Source organism: Cryobacterium tagatosivorans, assembly GCF_004402215.1.
Taxonomy (GTDB): Bacteria; Actinomycetota; Actinomycetes; order Actinomycetales; family Microbacteriaceae; genus Cryobacterium; species Cryobacterium tagatosivorans.
In genome coordinates this window covers 39,898-56,350 of sequence record NZ_SOEZ01000078.1, presented here as the reverse complement: position 1 = coordinate 56,350, position 16,453 = coordinate 39,898, and the positions used below count along the sequence as shown (strand labels likewise).

General features: G+C 69.0%; 18 protein-coding genes. 7 read left to right on the top strand and 11 right to left on the bottom strand.

The features are described from left to right. Positions 1 to 24: 24 nt before the first annotated feature. From E3O23_RS16505 to E3O23_RS16490, 4 genes are read right to left on the bottom strand one after another with little or no spacing between them, the layout of a single operon-like run. Complete coding sequence (locus E3O23_RS16505; protein WP_134492921.1) at positions 25 to 801, bottom strand: enoyl-CoA hydratase; 777 nt, start codon at positions 799 to 801, stop codon at positions 25 to 27. Then, positions 798 to 1,700 carry a 3-hydroxyisobutyrate dehydrogenase gene (gene mmsB, locus E3O23_RS16500; RefSeq protein WP_134492919.1) on the bottom strand — a complete coding sequence of 301 codons (903 nt, stop codon included), beginning with the start codon at positions 1,698 to 1,700 and terminating at the stop codon, positions 798 to 800. The genes E3O23_RS16505 and mmsB overlap by 4 nt, the downstream gene beginning before the upstream one ends. After that, positions 1,697 to 2,785: an enoyl-CoA hydratase/isomerase family protein gene (locus E3O23_RS16495; RefSeq protein WP_206750965.1), complete on the bottom strand. Its 1,089-nt coding sequence runs from the start codon at positions 2,783 to 2,785 to the stop codon at positions 1,697 to 1,699. The genes mmsB and E3O23_RS16495 overlap by 4 nt, the downstream gene beginning before the upstream one ends. Continuing rightward, the gene (locus E3O23_RS16490; RefSeq protein ID WP_134492917.1) at positions 2,782 to 3,918 is read right to left on the bottom strand and encodes an acyl-CoA dehydrogenase family protein; all 1,137 of its coding nucleotides are present in this window, start codon (positions 3,916 to 3,918) and stop codon (positions 2,782 to 2,784) included. The genes E3O23_RS16495 and E3O23_RS16490 overlap by 4 nt, the downstream gene beginning before the upstream one ends. A gap of 126 nt (positions 3,919 to 4,044) precedes the next feature. Here E3O23_RS16490 and E3O23_RS16485 point away from each other — a divergent pair, with 126 nt between their 5' ends. Genes E3O23_RS16485 through E3O23_RS16475 form a run of 3 tightly spaced genes read left to right on the top strand, consistent with a single transcriptional unit; the run spans position 4,045 to position 6,733 of the window. Then, entirely contained in the window at positions 4,045 to 4,824 is a 780-nt protein-coding gene (locus tag E3O23_RS16485) for an electron transfer flavoprotein subunit beta/FixA family protein (protein WP_134492915.1), read from the top strand. 10 nt (positions 4,825 to 4,834) lie between these two features. Continuing rightward, positions 4,835 to 5,806, top strand: coding sequence for an electron transfer flavoprotein subunit alpha/FixB family protein (locus tag E3O23_RS16480; protein WP_134492913.1), 972 nt, complete (start codon positions 4,835 to 4,837; stop codon positions 5,804 to 5,806). Next, positions 5,807 to 6,733 (top strand): cytochrome b/b6 domain-containing protein, encoded by a 927-nt coding sequence (locus E3O23_RS16475; protein ID WP_241983520.1) that lies wholly within the window; start codon positions 5,807 to 5,809, stop codon positions 6,731 to 6,733. Here the strand turns inward: E3O23_RS16475 and ligD are convergent. Continuing rightward, positions 6,730 to 7,752, bottom strand: a complete 1,023-nt coding sequence (gene ligD, locus E3O23_RS16470; RefSeq protein WP_134492911.1) for a non-homologous end-joining DNA ligase — start codon at positions 7,750 to 7,752, stop codon at positions 6,730 to 6,732. The genes E3O23_RS16475 and ligD overlap by 4 nt on opposite strands. A gap of 76 nt (positions 7,753 to 7,828) precedes the next feature. Further along, positions 7,829 to 8,176 carry a zinc ribbon domain-containing protein YjdM gene (locus tag E3O23_RS16465; protein WP_134492909.1) on the bottom strand — a complete coding sequence of 116 codons (348 nt, stop codon included), beginning with the start codon at positions 8,174 to 8,176 and terminating at the stop codon, positions 7,829 to 7,831. Between the two features lie 111 nt (positions 8,177 to 8,287). On the opposite strand from E3O23_RS16465, the gene pdhA reads away from it, so the two are divergent. The 3 genes from pdhA to E3O23_RS16450 are packed head-to-tail and all read left to right on the top strand — an operon-like array spanning position 8,288 to position 11,679. Beyond that, positions 8,288 to 9,394, top strand: a complete 1,107-nt coding sequence (pdhA, locus tag E3O23_RS16460; RefSeq protein WP_134492907.1) for a pyruvate dehydrogenase (acetyl-transferring) E1 component subunit alpha — start codon at positions 8,288 to 8,290, stop codon at positions 9,392 to 9,394. A gap of 8 nt (positions 9,395 to 9,402) precedes the next feature. Next, on the top strand, positions 9,403 to 10,413 hold the full coding sequence (locus E3O23_RS16455; RefSeq protein WP_241983519.1) for an alpha-ketoacid dehydrogenase subunit beta: 1,011 nt from the start codon (positions 9,403 to 9,405) through the stop codon (positions 10,411 to 10,413). A 9-nt stretch (positions 10,414 to 10,422) separates the two neighbouring features. Beyond that, entirely contained in the window at positions 10,423 to 11,679 is a 1,257-nt protein-coding gene (locus E3O23_RS16450) for a dihydrolipoamide acetyltransferase family protein (RefSeq protein WP_166790559.1), read from the top strand. A 170-nt stretch (positions 11,680 to 11,849) separates the two neighbouring features. Here the strand turns inward: E3O23_RS16450 and E3O23_RS16445 are convergent, their stop codons facing one another. The 5 genes from E3O23_RS16445 to E3O23_RS16425 all read right to left on the bottom strand — a co-directional run bounded on the left by E3O23_RS16445 (position 11,850) and on the right by E3O23_RS16425 (position 15,563). Beyond that, positions 11,850 to 12,269, bottom strand: a complete 420-nt coding sequence (locus E3O23_RS16445; protein ID WP_134492905.1) for a VOC family protein — start codon at positions 12,267 to 12,269, stop codon at positions 11,850 to 11,852. 92 nt (positions 12,270 to 12,361) lie between these two features. After that, positions 12,362 to 13,525: a PIG-L family deacetylase gene (locus E3O23_RS18635; protein ID WP_241983518.1), complete on the bottom strand. Its 1,164-nt coding sequence runs from the start codon at positions 13,523 to 13,525 to the stop codon at positions 12,362 to 12,364. A 108-nt stretch (positions 13,526 to 13,633) separates the two neighbouring features. Continuing rightward, positions 13,634 to 13,990, bottom strand: a complete 357-nt coding sequence (locus tag E3O23_RS16435) for a DsrE family protein (protein WP_134492903.1) — start codon at positions 13,988 to 13,990, stop codon at positions 13,634 to 13,636. After that, positions 13,987 to 14,814, bottom strand: a complete 828-nt coding sequence (locus E3O23_RS16430) for a cytochrome c biogenesis CcdA family protein (protein WP_134492901.1) — start codon at positions 14,812 to 14,814, stop codon at positions 13,987 to 13,989. The genes E3O23_RS16435 and E3O23_RS16430 overlap by 4 nt, the downstream gene beginning before the upstream one ends. Then, entirely contained in the window at positions 14,814 to 15,563 is a 750-nt protein-coding gene (locus E3O23_RS16425) for a DsbA family protein (RefSeq protein WP_134492899.1), read from the bottom strand. Before E3O23_RS16425 ends, E3O23_RS16430 begins: the two co-directional genes overlap by 1 nt. A gap of 68 nt (positions 15,564 to 15,631) precedes the next feature. Between E3O23_RS16425 and E3O23_RS16420 the strand changes: the two genes are divergently transcribed. Then, the gene (locus E3O23_RS16420; RefSeq protein WP_241983517.1) at positions 15,632 to 16,426 is read left to right on the top strand and encodes a GntR family transcriptional regulator; all 795 of its coding nucleotides are present in this window, start codon (positions 15,632 to 15,634) and stop codon (positions 16,424 to 16,426) included. Positions 16,427 to 16,453: the final 27 nt, after the last annotated feature.

Here is a 16,453-nt window from a genome sequence, read left to right as displayed (position 1 = left end):
AAGCGCGAACGTGGGATTCGCTTTCTACCGGTGTGAGAAGCGGGGGGCGCGCTTCTCAATGAAGGCGTTCATGCCCTCCTTCTGGTCCTCGGTGGCGAAGCCGGAGTGGAACACCCGGCGCTCGAAGCGGATGCCTCCCTCGAGGAGGGTCTCGTAGGCCGCGTTGACGACTTCCTTGGCCATCATCGCCACCGGGAGGGACATGCCCGCGATGGTCGTCGCGGTCGCCATGGCCTCTGCGAGGAGGTCGTCGGCGGGGATGATCCGCGCCACCAGGCCGGCGCGCTCCGCCTCCACGGCGTCGATGGTGCGGCCGGTGAGGATCATCTCCATCGCCTTGGCCTTGCCGACGGCGCGCGTCAGCCGCTGCGAGCCCCCGATGCCGGGAATGACGCCCAGCTTGATCTCGGGCTGGCCGAACTTCGCGGTGTCGGCGGCGAGGATGAAGTCGCACATCATCGCGAGTTCGCAGCCGCCGCCGAGCGCGTGCCCGGCGACCGCGGCCACCACGGGTGTCCTGACGGCCGTGAACCGATCCCAGCCGGCGAACCAGTCGACGAGGTACATCTCGACGAAGGACCTGGTCGCCATCTCCTTGATGTCCGCCCCGGCCGCGAATGCCCGTGCCGAGCCGGTGAGCACGATGGCGCCGATCTCCGGGTCGCGGTCGAACTCGGTCGCGGCGGCGACGACATCCTGCAGCATGCCGAGATTGAGGGCGTTGAGTGCCTCGGGCCGGTTGAGCGTGATCAGGCCCACTCGCCCTCGGCGCTCGAGGATGATGTTTTCGTACTCTGTCATGCCGAGACCTCCAGGTTGGAATTGTGACGAATCGTGTTGATGATGGCCGAGAAGTCGAGGCCGGCCCCGCCCTCGTCGGCGAAGCGGCGGTAGATCGAGGCGGCGAGCGGGCCGAGCTGGGCTGCGGTCCCGGTGGCTTCGAGCGCGTTCAGCGCGAGCCCGAGGTCCTTGGCCATCAGAGCGCCGGCGAACCCTGGCTGGTAATCGCGGTTGGCCGGGCTCGACGGCACGGGCCCGGGCACCGGGCAGTTCGTGGTGAGCGCCCAGCACTGTCCGGATGCCGCTGAGGCGACATCGAAGAGCGCCTGGTGCGTGAGTCCCAGCTTCTCCCCCAGCACGAAGGCCTCGCTCACGGCGATCATCGAAACGCCGAGGATCAGGTTGTTGCAGATCTTCGCGGCCTGGCCCGCCCCGGAGCCACCACAATGCACGACCCGGGCACCCATGACGGCGAGAATCGGCTCGGCCGCCGCGAAGTCCGGGTCGTCGGCGCCGACCATGAAGGTCAGTGTGCCGGCCTCTGCCCCTCCGACGCCTCCGGAGACCGGGGCGTCGAGGCCGCGGTGCCCGGCGTCCCGCGCGAGTTCGCGTGCCGCGCGGGCGTCGTCCACGTCGATCGTGGACGAGTCGATGAACAGGGTTCCCGGCTGCGCCGCGGCGAGGAGTCCGTCGCGGTAGGCGCCCAGCACGTGCGCGCCGCTCGGCAACATGGTGATGACGACCTCGGCCCCGGCCACCGACTCGGCCGCGGAGCCCAGTGCGTCGACGCCGTTCTCCCTGGCGTGCGCGAGGGCCGCAGGCACGACGTCGTAGCCGGACACCTGGTGGCCGGCCCTGGCCAGGTTGGCGGCCATCGGGCCGCCCATATTGCCCAGTCCGATGAATGCGATCTTCGTCATGCCCTGCTCCTGTCTGCCGTGCCCGATGGGGCTGCTGTGCCCGGGGAGAGTCCGAGCTCCCGGGAGCCGAGGCTCTCGAAGTATCCCTCGACGGCCGACTGCTCCACGTCACGGAGGAGGGGCGGCGACCAGTGCGGGTTCCTGTCCTTGTCGATGACCTGCGCCCGAACGCCCTCGCTGAACTCGGCACCGGCCGCGAGCCGCAGGGACACCCGGTATTCCTGGTTCAGCGTCTCCTCGAGGCTGTCGAGCCGGCGGGCCCGGCGCAGCGACTCGAGGGCAACGCAGACGGCCGTCGGCGATTTGGCGAGCACCGTGGCTGCCGCGGCCCGGGCCTCCGGGACGTCCGACGCCTGCAGGCGGGCGACGATCTCCGAGGCGTCGTCGGCGGAATAGCACTCGTCGATCCAGGTGCGCTGCCCGGCCAGCGTCGACGCAGGGGCGGCGCGCTGGTATTCGGCAACCGCGCGGCTCGCGGGAATCGATTCGAGGGCCAGCGCCAGCCGTCCGAGGTCCTCGCTCGGCACGAAGTGATCGGCCAGGCCGAGTTCGATGGCGTCCGGCCCGGTGAACATTCCCCCGGTCAGCGCGGCGTGTGTGCCCAGTTCGCCGGGGGCGCGGGAGAGCAGATAGCTGCCGCCCACGTCGGGGGTGAAGCCGATGGCCACTTCGGGCATTCCGATCCTGGTGCGCTCGGTGACGATCCGCACGGAGCCGTGCGCGGACACGCCGACTCCCCCGCCGAGCACGAGGCCGTCCATGAACGCCACGAACGGCTTCGGGTAGCTCGCGATCTTCGCGTTGAGGGCGTACTCATCGGCCCAGAAGCGTGCGGCCTCGCCGGTGCCGGCCTTCGCGTCGTTGTAGATCGCGACGATGTCGCCCCCGGCGCAGAGTCCGCGTTCGCCCGCGCCGGAAATCAGCACGGTCCGCAGGTCGTCGTCGGCTTCCCATTCCCGCAGCGCCCCGGTGATGGCCGTGATCATGGCGTGGCTCAGGGCGTTCAGTGTCTTCGGCCGGTTGAGCACGATGTGCCCGAGAATCCCGGCGCGCGTGACGATGATCTCGTCGGTGCCCGTCATCATGCTTCGGCCAGGCTGCGGCCGATGATGAGGCGCATGATCTCGTTCGTGCCCTCGAGGATCTGGTGCACGCGCAGGTCGCGCACGATGCGTTCGAGTCCGTAGTCGGCCAGGTAGCCGTAGCCGCCGTGGAGCTGCAGGGCCGAGTTGGCCACCGTGAACCCCGCATCGGTTGCGACGCGCTTCGCCATCGCGCACAGCTTCACGCTGTCGGCGTCACCGCGATCGAGGGACTCGGCCGCCCGGGCCAGCAGCGTGCGCGCCGTCTCGAGTTGGGTGTCCATGTCGGCGAGCTCGAAGAGAAGCGCCTCCTGCTTGATCAGCGGCCCGCCGAAGGCCGTGCGGTCCTTGAGGTAGGCGACGCTCTGGTCCAGCGCCGCCTGTCCGCCGCCGAGCGAGCACGCGCCGATGTTGAGGCGCCCGCCGTTCAGGCCGCTCATCGCGATGCCGAAGCCGTCGCCCTCCTGGGCGAGGAGGTTCCCGGTCGGAACGCGGACATCCTCGAAGATGACCTGCCTGGTCGGCTGCGCGTGCCAGCCCATCTTCTTCTCGAGCGGGCCGAAGGACAATCCGGCCGTCCCGGCCGGCACGACGATGGCGCTGATGCCCTGGCTGCCGTTGTCACCGGTGCGAGCCATGACGATGTAGATACTGGACACTCCCGCGCCGGAGATGAACTGCTTGACCCCGTTGATGACGTAGTCAGCGCCGTCCCGCTCCGCCCGGGTGGTGAGCGCGGCCGCGTCGGATCCCGCGCCCGGCTCGGTCAGGCAGTAACTACCGAGCGCCTCCATGGATGCGAGCCGCGGCACCCAGTCCGCGCGCTGCACGTCGTTTCCGAAGCTGTCGATCATCCAGGTGACCATGTTGTGGATCGAGATGTACGCGGCGATCGTGGTGTCGCCCTTGGCCAGTTCCTCGAAGATCAGCACGGCATCCGCCCGGCTCAGGCCGGAACCGCCGTACTCCTCGCTCGCGTAAATGCCGCCCATGCCGAGGTCGCCGGCCCGGCGCAGGACATCGACCGGGAAGTGGTGGGTTTCATCCCATTCGGCCGCGTTCGGCGCCAGTGACTCGGCCGCGAATTGGCGGACCATCTGCACAATCGATCGTTGATCCTCGGTCACCGCGTACATTGTCAGCCCCTCCGTTGCCCTGCGGGACTCAACTTAGTCGGACATCTCACGCGCCTCCTACCAAATCTCCGACAAGCTAGGCTTGGACAGTTCCGCCCACTTTCAATGAAGAAAACGGAGAGTGTGATGAAGATCGCAGTGCTCGTCAAAGAAGTTCCCGATACCTGGGGAGATCGCCGCATCGACGCGTCGACGAAGCGGGTGGACCGCAAGGGTGAAGTCGTCATTGACGAGATCAACGAGAAGTCCGTCGAGGCCGCGCTCCTCGTCAAGGAAGCGAACCCCGGCAGCGAAGTGACCGTCGTCACCATGGGCCCCTCGAGCGCCCTCGCCGCGATTCGCAAGGCACTGGCCATGGGCGCCGACAACGGCATCCACGTCGTCGACGATGGCCTGGTCGGCTCCGACGCCATGCAGACCTCCGCCGCGCTGGCCGCGGCCCTCCGCCCGGGCGGCTTCGACCTCGTCATCACCGGCAACGAGTCGACGGACGGGCGCACCGCGGCCGTTCCCGCGATGCTCGCCGAGCGCCTCGGCCTGGCCCAGCTCACCTTCCTGCGCACGCTCGACGTCACCGGCGACGTCGTCACCGGCGAGCGGATGACCGACGACGGTCACCTGGACGTTCGGGCGTCGCTGCCCGCCCTGGTATCGGTCACCGAACAGATCGCCGAGGCGCGCTTCCCGAATTTCCGCGGCATCATGGCCGCAAAAAAGAAGAAGGTCGAGTCCCTGGGGCTGGCCGCCCTCGGCCTGCCGGCCGAGGAGACGGGCGCCGCGAACTCCTGGTCCGTCGTCGAGGACGTCACCCCCCGACCGGCCAGGTCCGGCGGCACCATCGTGAAGGACGACGGCACGGCTGGAACCCAGCTCGCCGACTTCCTCGCCCAGGCGAAACTGATCTAGGAAGAGAGCCATGGCACACGTACTCGTTCTTGTAGACCTCGCGAACGGCCGCCCGGCCGCCAGCACCGGCGAACTGCTCGTCGCGGCGGCCCGCCTCGGCGAGCCTGCCGCCGTCGTCGTCACCGAACCGGGGACCGCGGCAGAAATCGCCTCGAGCCTCGGCGCACTCGGCGCCGCCACCGTCTTCGTTGCCTCTTCGGCAGACGCCGACTCCCGGCTCGTGACCCCGCAGGTCGCGGCCCTGCACGCAGCGGTCCTGGCCGCCGGTGAGGTGTCGGCCGTCATCGTCGGCAACTCGATCGACAGCCGCGAGGCGGCCGCCCGGCTCGCTGTGCGAATCGACGGCGCCTTCCAGAGCGACGCGGTCGACGTCACGGCCGGAGCCGCCGGCATCCTGGTCACGCAGCAGGCATTCGGTGGCTCGTTCACCGTGACCGCCCGCGCCGCCAGGGGCATCCCGGTCATCTCGCTTCGACAGGGCTCGGTCGACGGCACCGCACCGGCGGCCGCTGGCACCATCCGCGAACTCGATCTGGATGCCGACACCGCCGTCGGCGCCGAGATCACCGCGCGCCACGAGCAGACCCAGGCTTCCGAGCGCCCGTCGCTGCAGACCGCGGACATCGTGGTCTCCGGCGGCCGCGGCCTCGGCTCGCGGGAGAAGTTCGTGCTCGTCGAGGAACTGGCCGACGCGCTGGGCGCAGCCGTCGGCGCGTCGCGCGCAGCCGTCGACGCCGGCTACTGCGAGCACAACATGCAGGTCGGCCAGACCGGCGTGACCGTGTCGCCCAACCTGTACATCGCGGTCGGCATTTCCGGCGCGATCCAGCACCGCGCCGGCATGCAGAGCGCCAAGACCATCGTCGCGATCAACAAGGACGCCGACTCCCCCATCTTCGACGTAGCGGACTTCGGAGTCGTGGGTGACCTCTTCACCGTCGTGCCGCAGCTCATCGAAGCCGTCAAGGCGAGGAAGAGCTAAGTGGCCCAAGTCCTGGCCGGCTTCACGAAGAGCCGGTGGTTCAAACTCGTCTGGATCGTGCCTGCGATCCTCCTCGGACTCTTCCTGGTGGTCCTGGCCGCCAGGATGATTCGGGAACTGCCCGCAGTCCAGTCGTTCATGACGGACTATCCCGGCAGCTCCGAGCTGCCCGAATCCGCCCCGGTCGGCTTCCCGGCCTGGCTCGGCTGGCAGCACTTCCTGAACGCGTTCTTCATCCTGCTGATCATCCGCACCGGCTTGCAGATCCGCACCACGAAGCGCACCGCCGCGTACTGGACCCGGAACAACACCGGTCTGCTCCGCACGAAGAACCCGCCCGTGCGGATTGGGCTCCACGTCTGGTTCCACCTCAGCCTGGACACCCTCTGGGTGCTCAACGGGGTGATCTTCTACGTGCTGATCTTCGCGACCGGGCAGTGGATGCGGATCGTCCCGCTCAGCTGGGACGTCTTCCCCAACGCCGTCTCCGTGGCCATCCAGTACGCGTCGCTCAACTGGCCGACCGAGAACGGCTGGGTCAACTACAACTCCCTGCAACTGCTGGCCTACTTCATCACGGTGTTCATCGCGGCGCCGCTTGCCCTGATCACCGGCCTCCGGATGGCTCCGGGCCTGGCAGCTCGCTTCGCCCGCCTCGACCGGGTATTCCCGTTGCCGCTCGCGCGGGCCGTGCACTTCCCGGTGATGCTGTGGTTCGCGGGATTCATCGTCGTGCACGTCACGCTCGTGCTCGCAACGGGCGCCCTGCGCAACCTCAACCACATGTACGCCGCCCGGGATGACCTGAGCTGGTGGGGCTTCGGCATCTTCGCGCTCTCCCTCATCGTGATGGCGGTCGCCTGGATCGCCGCGAAGCCGGCGATCCTCAGTTCGCTCGCCGGCCTGACGGGTTCCGTGCGCCGCTAACCGTCCTTTCGGGCCCGGCTGGGCTGCACGCGGGTCGGCTCCCCCGGCATCTTAGGGAAGTCGGGCGGGAAGGGCAGCTCGCCGAGCCCGGCGGCCGCGTCCCGCTCCCACCAGCGGAGCAGCTCGTCGATCGTGCCGGGATGGGCGTGCATGTTCGCCCACGGGTCGCCGGTGGCGGCCAGCCGCCCGGGCACGGTGCCGATCGTGAGGGTCTTCGGATCGGTGCGCTCGAGTTCCTCCCACTCCAGCGGGCAGGAGACGGGCGCGTGAGCGAGGGCGCGCGGGCTGTACGCGCCCGCCATCGTGCGGTCCCGGTTGGCCTGGTTGAAGTCGACGAACACCCGCTCGCCGCGCTCCTCCTTCCACCAGGACGTCGTGACCCGGTCGGGCATCCGTCGCTCGAGTTCGCGGGCGGCCGCGATCACTCCGTGACGCACCTCGAGGAACTCACGGGTCGGCTCGATCGGCGCGAACACGTGCAGGCCGCGGCTCCCGGACGTCTTGACGAAGGCCGTGAGACCGGCCTCCGCGAGCACCGCGCGCAGCTCGAGCGCGGCCGGCACGGCATCGTCGAAGTCGGTGCCGGGCTGCGGGTCGAGGTCGATGCGCAGCTGGTCCGGGTTGTCGGTGTTGCCGGCGCGGGACGCCCACGGGTGGAACACGACGGTGTTCATCTGCACCGCCCAGACGGCGCCCGCGGGTTCGTCGATGACGAGCTGCGGATGCGACCGGCCGCTCGGGTAGACGACCATCACCGACCGCACATACTCCGGCGCGCCCTTCGGCGGGTTCTTCGAGAAGTACTGCTCGCCGTCGATGCCCTCCGGGAACCGCTGGAGGGAGAGGGGACGATCGCCGTTCGCGGCGACGAAGGGCTCCCCCACGTCCACCAGGTAGCGGGCGAGGTCGAGCTTGGTGATCCCGCGCTCCGGCCAGAGAACGCGCCCGGGGCTCGAGATCCGCACCTCGCGCTGCCCGTGGGGGCCGCCCACGGACAGCACCTCCGCTTCGCTCGCCATGCCGACACCCTACCCAGCGGCGTCCGCCGCGTCACCCCCGGGCGCGGATGCGGGCCCGGGACAGCGGCCTGCGGGTCTAGGCCTTTTTCACCACGCTGGACTTCAGCTGCATGGCGACACCCTCGATGCGGCAGTCGATGTCGTGGTCGCCCACGCCATTGACGAGACGGATGCCGCGCACCTTCGTGCCGACCTTGATCACGGTCGAGCTTCCCTTGGGCTTGAGGTCCTTGATCACGGTCACGTTGTCGCCGTCGGCGAGTGGGGTGCCGTAGGCATCCGTGATGACGGTGTCCTCGGTCTCCTCCGCCTGCGCCTGGGCTTCGGCCCACTCGTGTCCGCAGAGGGGGCACACCAGGAGAGCACCCATTTCGTAGGTGAGTTCACTGGAACATTCAGGACACGGAGGCAGGGTTTCAGTCACGGTCCCAGACTAGCCGAGGCCTCGGGCGCGTCAATTGAACGCAGTATCATCCGTTTAAGTCGTAGGGTTGGGTGTAACGCCGCACAACGGCGTTGGGGAGCGAGGCGGAACATGGCGACCAATACCAGGCCGCGCACGGCTGACAGCGTTGAGCAGGCCGAACCGCAGGCTGCGGAACCGCGGGAGCAACGGGGCGAACCGGCCGGCCAGCTGCGGAGCTACTACGAACGGATGTCGCTGATCCGGGCGTTCGAACTGCGCTCCAGCGAAATGTATGCTCGCGCCAAAATCGGCGGCTACTGCCACCTCAACCTCGGCGAGGAAGCCACCGTCGTCGGTCTGATGGAGGCGCTCCAGGCCCGCGACTACCTGTTCGTCGGCTACCGCGATCACGGATACGCGTTGATGCGCGGCCTCTCCCCCGAGCGGGTCATGGCTGAACTCTTCGGCAAGACCACCGGGGTGTCCGGCGGTCGCGGCGGCTCGATGCACATGTACGACACCGAGACCCGGCTGTTCGGCGGGTACGGCATCGTCGGCGGCCAGATTCCCCCGGCGACCGGGGTGGCCCTCGCGCTGACCTACCGGCAGAAGCCCGGCGCGGAGGCCGAGGCCGTGATGTGCCTGCTCGGAGACGGCACCACGAACATCGGCGCGTTCCACGAGTCGCTGAACCTGGCCGGGCTGTGGAACCTGCCCATCGTCTTCGTCGTCGTGAACAACAAGCTCGGCATGGGCACCACGGTTGAACGGTCGTCGGCCGAACCCGAACTGCACAAGCGGGGCGCTTCCTACCGGATTCCCGGTGTGCGGGTCGATGGCGACGATGTGATCGCCGTTCGGGATGCCGCACGCGCGGCGCTCGACCAGGCTCGCACGCTGCGCCGGCCCGTGCTGCTCGAGGTGATGTGCTACCGGCTCCGCGGCCACTCGGTCGTTGACCCGGCCCGCTACCGTTCGGCCGACGACACCGCGGTCGCCCAGAAGGCCGACCCGGTTCCCGCGTTCCGCGCGACGCTGATCGCCGCCGGAGTCCTGGACGAAGCCGCCGCGGACGCCATCGACGCCGAGGCCGACGCCCGGGTCACGGCAGCGGTCGAGTTCGCCGAGAAGAGCCCGGATCCCAGTCCCGACGACCTCTTCGCGTACGTGTACGCAACCCCGGTGGCGAACGCCCCATCGGCCCTGCCTGGAGACCCCGTAACGGACGCGCTATGACGACCGAGATGCGTACAACCCCCGCAATTCGCACCATCACCTACCGCCAGGCGCTGAACGAGACACTCCGCGCCGAGCTGCTCCGCGATGAGAACGTCTTCCTGATCGGGGAGGAAATCGGGGTCTTCGAGGGGTCCTACAAGATCACGGCCGGCCTGCTCGCGGAGTTCGGCCCGCAGCGCGTCGTGGACGCCCCGATCGCCGAGGAAGGATTCGTCGGCGCCGCAATCGGCGCAGCGATGGTCGGAATGCGACCCGTCGTCGAGATCATGACGATCAACTTCAGCCTCATCGCGATCGACCAGATCGTGAACCACGCGGCCAAGATGCGGTCGATGTACGGCGGCCAGGTGGCGGTCCCGATGGTAATCCGGATGCCCGGCGGCGGCGGGCAGCAGCTCGCAGCCACCCATTCCCAGAACCTCGAGGTCTGGTACGCCCACATCCCGGGCCTCAAGGTCGTCGCTCCGTCGACCCCCGCCGACGCCAAGGCGCTCCTGACGGCGGCCATCCGCGACGACGACCCCGTCATCTTCCTCGAGAACCTGTCGCTGTACAGCGCCAAGGGCGAGGTGCCCGACGGGGAGCAGGTCGCCGAGATCGGCAAGGCCGCGATCGTCAGGACCGGGACCGACCTCAGCATCGTCAGCTACTCCCGCGGCACGACGACGGCCCTCGAGGTCGCGCGGCAGCTCGAGGCGGAGGGGCTCTCGATCGAAGTCGTCGACCTGCGCAGCCTGCGCCCGCTCGACCGCGACACGATCTGCGCATCCGTGCGCAAGACCGGCCATGCCGTCGTCTTCGAAGACGACTGGCTCAGCTACGGGATCGGCGCGGAGATCTCGGCCACCATCGGCGAGGGTGTCTTCGACTTCCTTGATGCCCCGGTGCGCCGTGTTGCCGCCGCGGAGGTTCCGCTTCCCTACGCGAAGTCCCTGGAGCTCGCCGCGCTGCCCAGCGCCGCCGCCCTGAGCCGGGTCGTACGTGAGGTTCTCAACGTTGCACCGCTCGACAAGTAGGAGCCGATAATGCCCGAAGTGATCATGCCTCGCCTCTCCGACACGATGGAGGAGGGCGAACTGACCCGATGGATGAAGAAGGTCGGCGATCCGGTCAAGAAAGGCGACGTGCTCGCCGAGATCGAGACCGACAAGGCGACGATGGACCTCGAAGCCTTCGACGACGGGATCCTCGAACGCCTCCTTGTGCCGGACGGCACGCTCGTGCCCATCGGCCAGTCCGTCGCGGTGATCGGGGACGGCAGCAACATCGTCGCAGGGAGCGCCCCGGCTCCGGTAGCTCCGGCGGTAGCCCGGGCCGAGGCGCAGGCACCCGCGGCGGCCGCACCTGCGACATCCGTGCCCGCGCCCGCACCCATCCCCGTGGCCGACAAGCAGCGCACCTCTCCCCTGGCCCGGAAGACCGCCCGAGAGCATGACATCGACCTCGGCCAGGTCGTCGGCAGTGGCCCGCAGGGGCGCATCACGCGCGCCGATGTGGAGGCTGCCATCGCCGCGGCCGAGGCCGCCCCGGGCCCGACTCCGACTCCGACCGAGCCCGCTGCACCCACGCCCGCGGCCGCGGCGACTCCGGCGGGCGCCGGCACGCAGTCCATCCCGGTCAGCAAGATTCGCAAGGTCACGGCCCGTCGGCTCACCGAGAGCCAGGCCGTGCCGCACTTCTTCCTCACGAGCGTCGTCGACGTGGGACGCCTGGTCGCCTTCCGTGCCGAGGTGAACGCTTCCCTCGCCGAGCTGGGGACCAAGGTGAGCCTGAACGACCTATTCGTGCGGGCCTGCGCGGTCGTGTTGCGGCGGCATCCGGGCGTCAACGCGTCCTGGGGCGGGGACTCGATCCTTCACCATGACCGGATCAACGTGGGCGTCGCCGTCGCCACCGACGACGGGCTGCTCGTTCCCGTGGTCGCCGACGCCGACAGGAAGTCACTCGGAACGATCGCGGCCGAAACGGTCGAGCTCGCACGGCTGGCACGAACCGGCGGACTCGGCCTGGCCCAGATGTCCGGCGGCACCTTCACGATCAGCAACCTCGGGATGTTCGGCATCGACCAGTTCACGGCGGTACTCAATCCGCCCGAGGCCGCGATCCTGGCCGTGGGTGCGGCGGCGGACGTCCCGGCCGTGCGCGACGGGGTGTTGGTGTCCGTGCCGAAGCTCAAGATGACCCTGACGGTCGATCACCGCGTGCTCGACGGGGCCACGGCCGCGGCGTTCCTGCGCGATCTCACCCGGCTCCTTGAAGAGCCGATGCGGATCGTGGTCTGACGAACGTGGGCGAGCATCCACAACCACCGGAGGCAGGCGGCGACCTCGCCTGCTGGCTGGAGCAGGTGTGCGGGCAGTGCGGCGCGCTGATCGCGGCCGAACTTCCCGCCCCATGCTGGCGGTGCGGCGCCCGGGTCTTCCCCTCGTCCTGAGGCCGGGGCGGTCCGCTCTTAGGCCGGCGCGCCGGCGATGTTGACCAGCCAGCTCACGCCGAACTTGTCGGTGCACATACCGAAGGTGTCGCCCCAGGGCGCCTTTTCGAGCGGCATGGCGGCCGTGCCGCCATCGACGAGCTTGTCCCAGTAGCCGCGCAGCTCGGTCTCGTCGTCGCCGCTGAGCGACACGGAGTAGTTGTTGCCGGGCGTGTACTCCATGCTGTTCGGGGTGTCGGCCAGCATCAGCGTCAGGCCGCCGTCCGTCTTGAGCTGCGAGTGCATGATCTTGTCCTGCTCGGCCGGGTCTTCGCTGGCGTGGTACTCGGCGAAGGTGCTACGGGTCAACTCCCCGCCGAAGACCGTCTGGTAGAAGTCGCCGGTCTGCCTGGCAGTGTCGCGAAAGCTGAGGTAGGGATTGAGAACGGTGTTGGTCATGATCGAGACTCCTCATTCGATGTTCGCTGGCGGTGTGGTCCGATTATCGACCGAAGTCGGCCGGAACACGAGACGCGAGATCCCGTCGACGGCTACCGGCCGCCCGCGGGGCCGCAGAGCACGATCGTGACCTGCGGCGTGGTCATCAGGGTGTTGTGCACCGTGCAGTGCCCGGCGACGGCCAGCAGCGCATCCCGTCTCTCCTCGGGCACACCGTCGGGGACGACCAGCCGCACCTCGATCCCGGACACGCGTGCGGGCCGCGACCCCATCTCGAAACTGGTCTCCACGGCCAGCCCTTCGGTCGAAAGGTCATGCCGGGCCAGGTAGCGGCGTGCATAGAACGCCACGCACGACGCGAGGCTCGCGACGAACAGCTCGGTCGGCGTGGGGGCGGTGTCTTCCCCGCCGTCTTCATGGGGTTGATCGACGCGCACGACATGCCCGCGAATGCGGATGTCGAACTTATCCTCGCCGCGGTGTTCCACGCGCAGTGTTCGCGCGGCGGCGTGCGCCGGCGCAGCCGAAGCAGCCGGGGCGGCGACCGGGGCCGCGCCCCGAGCACGATGCAGCCAGCGCAGGCTCTCCACGTCACCCAGGAGTTCCAGCCGGCGCCAGAGAACGCTGCCGGGCACCGCCTGGCTTGCATGAGCCCGGATGGCCACCTGCTGTCGTTGGCGGTCGACGCCGACCCGGAGGTCGATCTCCGCGTCGCCGTGGCCGACGAAGGCGGCGCCGAGCTCCTCATTCAGTCGCTCCGCCAGGGCGGCCGGCAGGGTCCAGCCCAGGACCGGCAGGTCCAGGATCTCCGCCGCCGCCAGTGCCGCCGCCGTTGCCGCCGCGTGGTCAGGGTGCCCGGTGACTCCGCTCGAATCGAAGACCAGGACCCCGTCGGCGTTGGCGCCTTCGGCGGCACCGACCACGTCCGCCGCCAGCTCGGTGCGGGCGACCTCGCCCAGGGCGCCATCCGGATACTGGAAGAGAGTCGTTCGGGCGACGCCGAGCGCCGCGGCCGCCGCGTCGAGTTCCTCGGCGCGCACGGCGGACAGGTCGTCCGGGACACCCCGCAGGGTGGATGCCTCGCCCTGGGTGAGGCAGAGCACCTCGACCCTGGCCCCCGCGCGGGTGAACGCGGCCAGAACGGCGCCCAGGCCGAAGGATTCGTCGTCGGGGTGCGCCACAACCACCAGGACCGATTTCCACGCCGGCAGCTCGTGGGCGCTCTCGCCCGGGTTTCTCACGTTCTCCAGGCTCATCCTGCTCCTTGCTCAGGGCGGCTTCGTCACTTCACGCCCACCGACATCCGGACCCCAGCGGGCACCGACATTTCTTGCAGCCTACTCACGGCACCCGCCGGCGCGCACTCAGACGCGAACGTAGGCCCAGCCGTCGAACTGCCGCACGGCCAGATGAGCGACGGCAGCCGGGACCATCGAAACATCCCGGCACAGATCATCGGCTTCCATCCCCGCCGACCTCATGCTGTTGCCGCAGGCCAGCACATGCACGTGCCGCCCCTGCCCGGCCTGCTCGGGGAGGGCCGCCAGTTCTGCTTCGAGGACCGATCCGGCCCGCAGGAAGGCGACGCACGGGCCTTGGACCACGAGGTCAATCCGCACGTTCGGCAGGCAGGCTCCGGCGTTCTGCGCGGCCCGGATCCCGGCCTCGACACCCGCCGCGTCCGCGCCGCTGACGTGCAGGAGAATTCCCTTGTCGTTCATCGACGGTCCTGCCCAGGGCGCGCACGGGTGCGCAGGTAGTAGATCCCGGCGACGATGACCAGAAGGGCGATCGCCGCCAAGCCGAAGAGCAGGTTGGACATCCCCGATGACGCGGTCAGGACGAAGGATTCGGCGACGAACTGATCGCCGATGGTCAGGAAGCCGCCGAGGCTCGCCGTGCCGTCGGTGAGCAGCAGCAGCAGTCCAATCCCGATGGACAGCAGACCCGACACGATCAGCAACCACGAGTTCTGCCATCGTCCGACCTGGAGCATGCGCGGCCTCAACCAGCCGCGCTCGGTGATCTTCAGGCGGTCCCAGACGAGCGCGAGCAGGAACAGGGGGACGGTCATGCCGAGCCCGTAGACGGCCAGCAGGATCCCCCCATACGCGGCATTTCCGCCCACGGCGGCGACAGTGAGGACCGACCCGAGGATGGGGCCGGCACACACCCCGGCGACACCGTAGACCGCTCCGAGCAGGAAGACGGAGGCGGATGACGTCCCCTCTGCCGTTGCACCTCGGGTGAACGCAGGAATCCTGATGCCGATGACCTGGATGATGCCCAGTCCGATGATCAGGGAGGCAGCGACCACCACCATCTCGGAGCGGTGCTGGAACAGGAAAGCACCGAGCGTCCCGGCCAGGACGCCGATCGGCACGAGTGTGGTGATCAGCCCGAGGTAGAACAGGCCCGTGCGGCCCAGGAGTTTTGCGGGTGTTGAAAATGCGTAGGCGAAGAACGCGGGAAGGAGCATGACCGAGCACGGACTGAGCAGGGTCAGGACACCGCCGACCAGGGCCCCCGCGTAGCCGATATCCACTACCTGGCCGCTTCCTCGAGTTCGCGGTCTATGGCCTGGCGGAAGGCTTCCAGGGGTTGTGCGCCGGTGATGGGTGTGTCGTTGACGAGGAAAAGGGGCGTGCCGGTCGCGCCGATCGACTGCGCCTCGGCGGTGTCATCGGTGACGAGCTTCAGGAGTGCGGGGTCGCCCAGGTCGCTCTCGAAGCGAGCCATGTCGGGAACGCCGACGTCCCGGCCGATTTGGAGCAGGCGCTCGCGCGGAAGGTCGATATGGGCCCTCTCCGGGGCGTCCTTGAAGATGGCGTCGGTGTACTCCCAGAAGAGACCCTGGTTGCCGGCCGCCCGGCCGGCAACGGCCGCGTCGATGGATTGCTGCCCGAACACGGTGAGATCGCGCCATTCGAAGCGCACCTGCCCCGACGTCACGTACTCGTCGACGAGAAGCGGCATGGTGTCGCGCGCGAACACGGCGCAGAAGGGGCAGCGATAGTCCGAATACTCCACTATGACGACGGGTGCGTCGGTGGCCCCGAGCGCGGTCGGATCACCCTCGATCCGACGCGACATGTCGATCAGCGGTTCGTCCGAGCCCTGCCCACTCGCGTCCCTCGCGGCCGGACCCGTCTCCGCCGTGCCGGACTGCGCCGCAAAGCCGACTCCGACCACGACCGCCAACCCGACAACTGCGAGGATGAGGTAGATCAGACCGCGGCGCCGGGACCTGCCTGACGACGTGCGCTGTGGTTGATCAGGCTGCTCAGACTCCATGGCTTGCGCCTTCCGGTTATTCGACGGGACAATTACAATGTATATACATTTCACGGGAAAGGACAACCGTGCCAGGACAGCGTGAGGCGGCAGCCATGCTCCTCCCCGAGGACGGCCCGCGCGACGGCGGCCGGCGGCGGCCGCTCTGGCAGAGGATCAGCGCCGATCTCGCGGCTCGCGTTGCCGAAGGAGAGTACGGCGACGGTTTCCCCGGCGAATACGAGCTCGCCGAGACCTACGGCGTCAGTCGCGGCACGATCCGGAACGCCCTCCGGCCCCTGCGGGAGACAGGGTCGGTCACCGCCCAGCGCGGCAGGAAGCCTCGGGTGGTGATGGGTGGGCACGGGAGCGCCTTCGGACCCGTCTCCAGCCTGTTCGCGTCGGTGCAGGCATCCGGAATGACCCAGCGGAGCATTGTGCTCGCGCGCCGCGTCGTCACCGATCCGGCCACCGCCACGCTCCTGTCCCTGCCGCCAACCGAGAAGCTGCTCTTCTTGTCGCGTTTGCGACTCGCCGACGAGGAGCCTCTCGCGGTCGACAACGTGTGGCTCCCCGCCCGGCGGGTCGCTCCCCTGCTCGAGGTCGACTTCGCCGACACCGCGCTGTACAAGGAATTGCGGGAACGGTGTGGCATCACCCTGGACGGCGGCCAGGAAGAGCTCCGCGCGGACACCGCCACGGCGGCTGACGCCGAACGCCTCGGCTGCGCCGTCGGCGCCCCGCTGTTTCGCATCCAGAGGATCGGCTACCACCAGGGAACCGCGATCGAACTGCGCTGCAGCCACATCCTCGGCGACCGATATGCCGTGACGGCCACCTTCGGCGACGGAGTGCCCGCCGCCCGGCCCGCCGCGGAGACTTGACCGATGGATCGAACCACCGGAGGATGA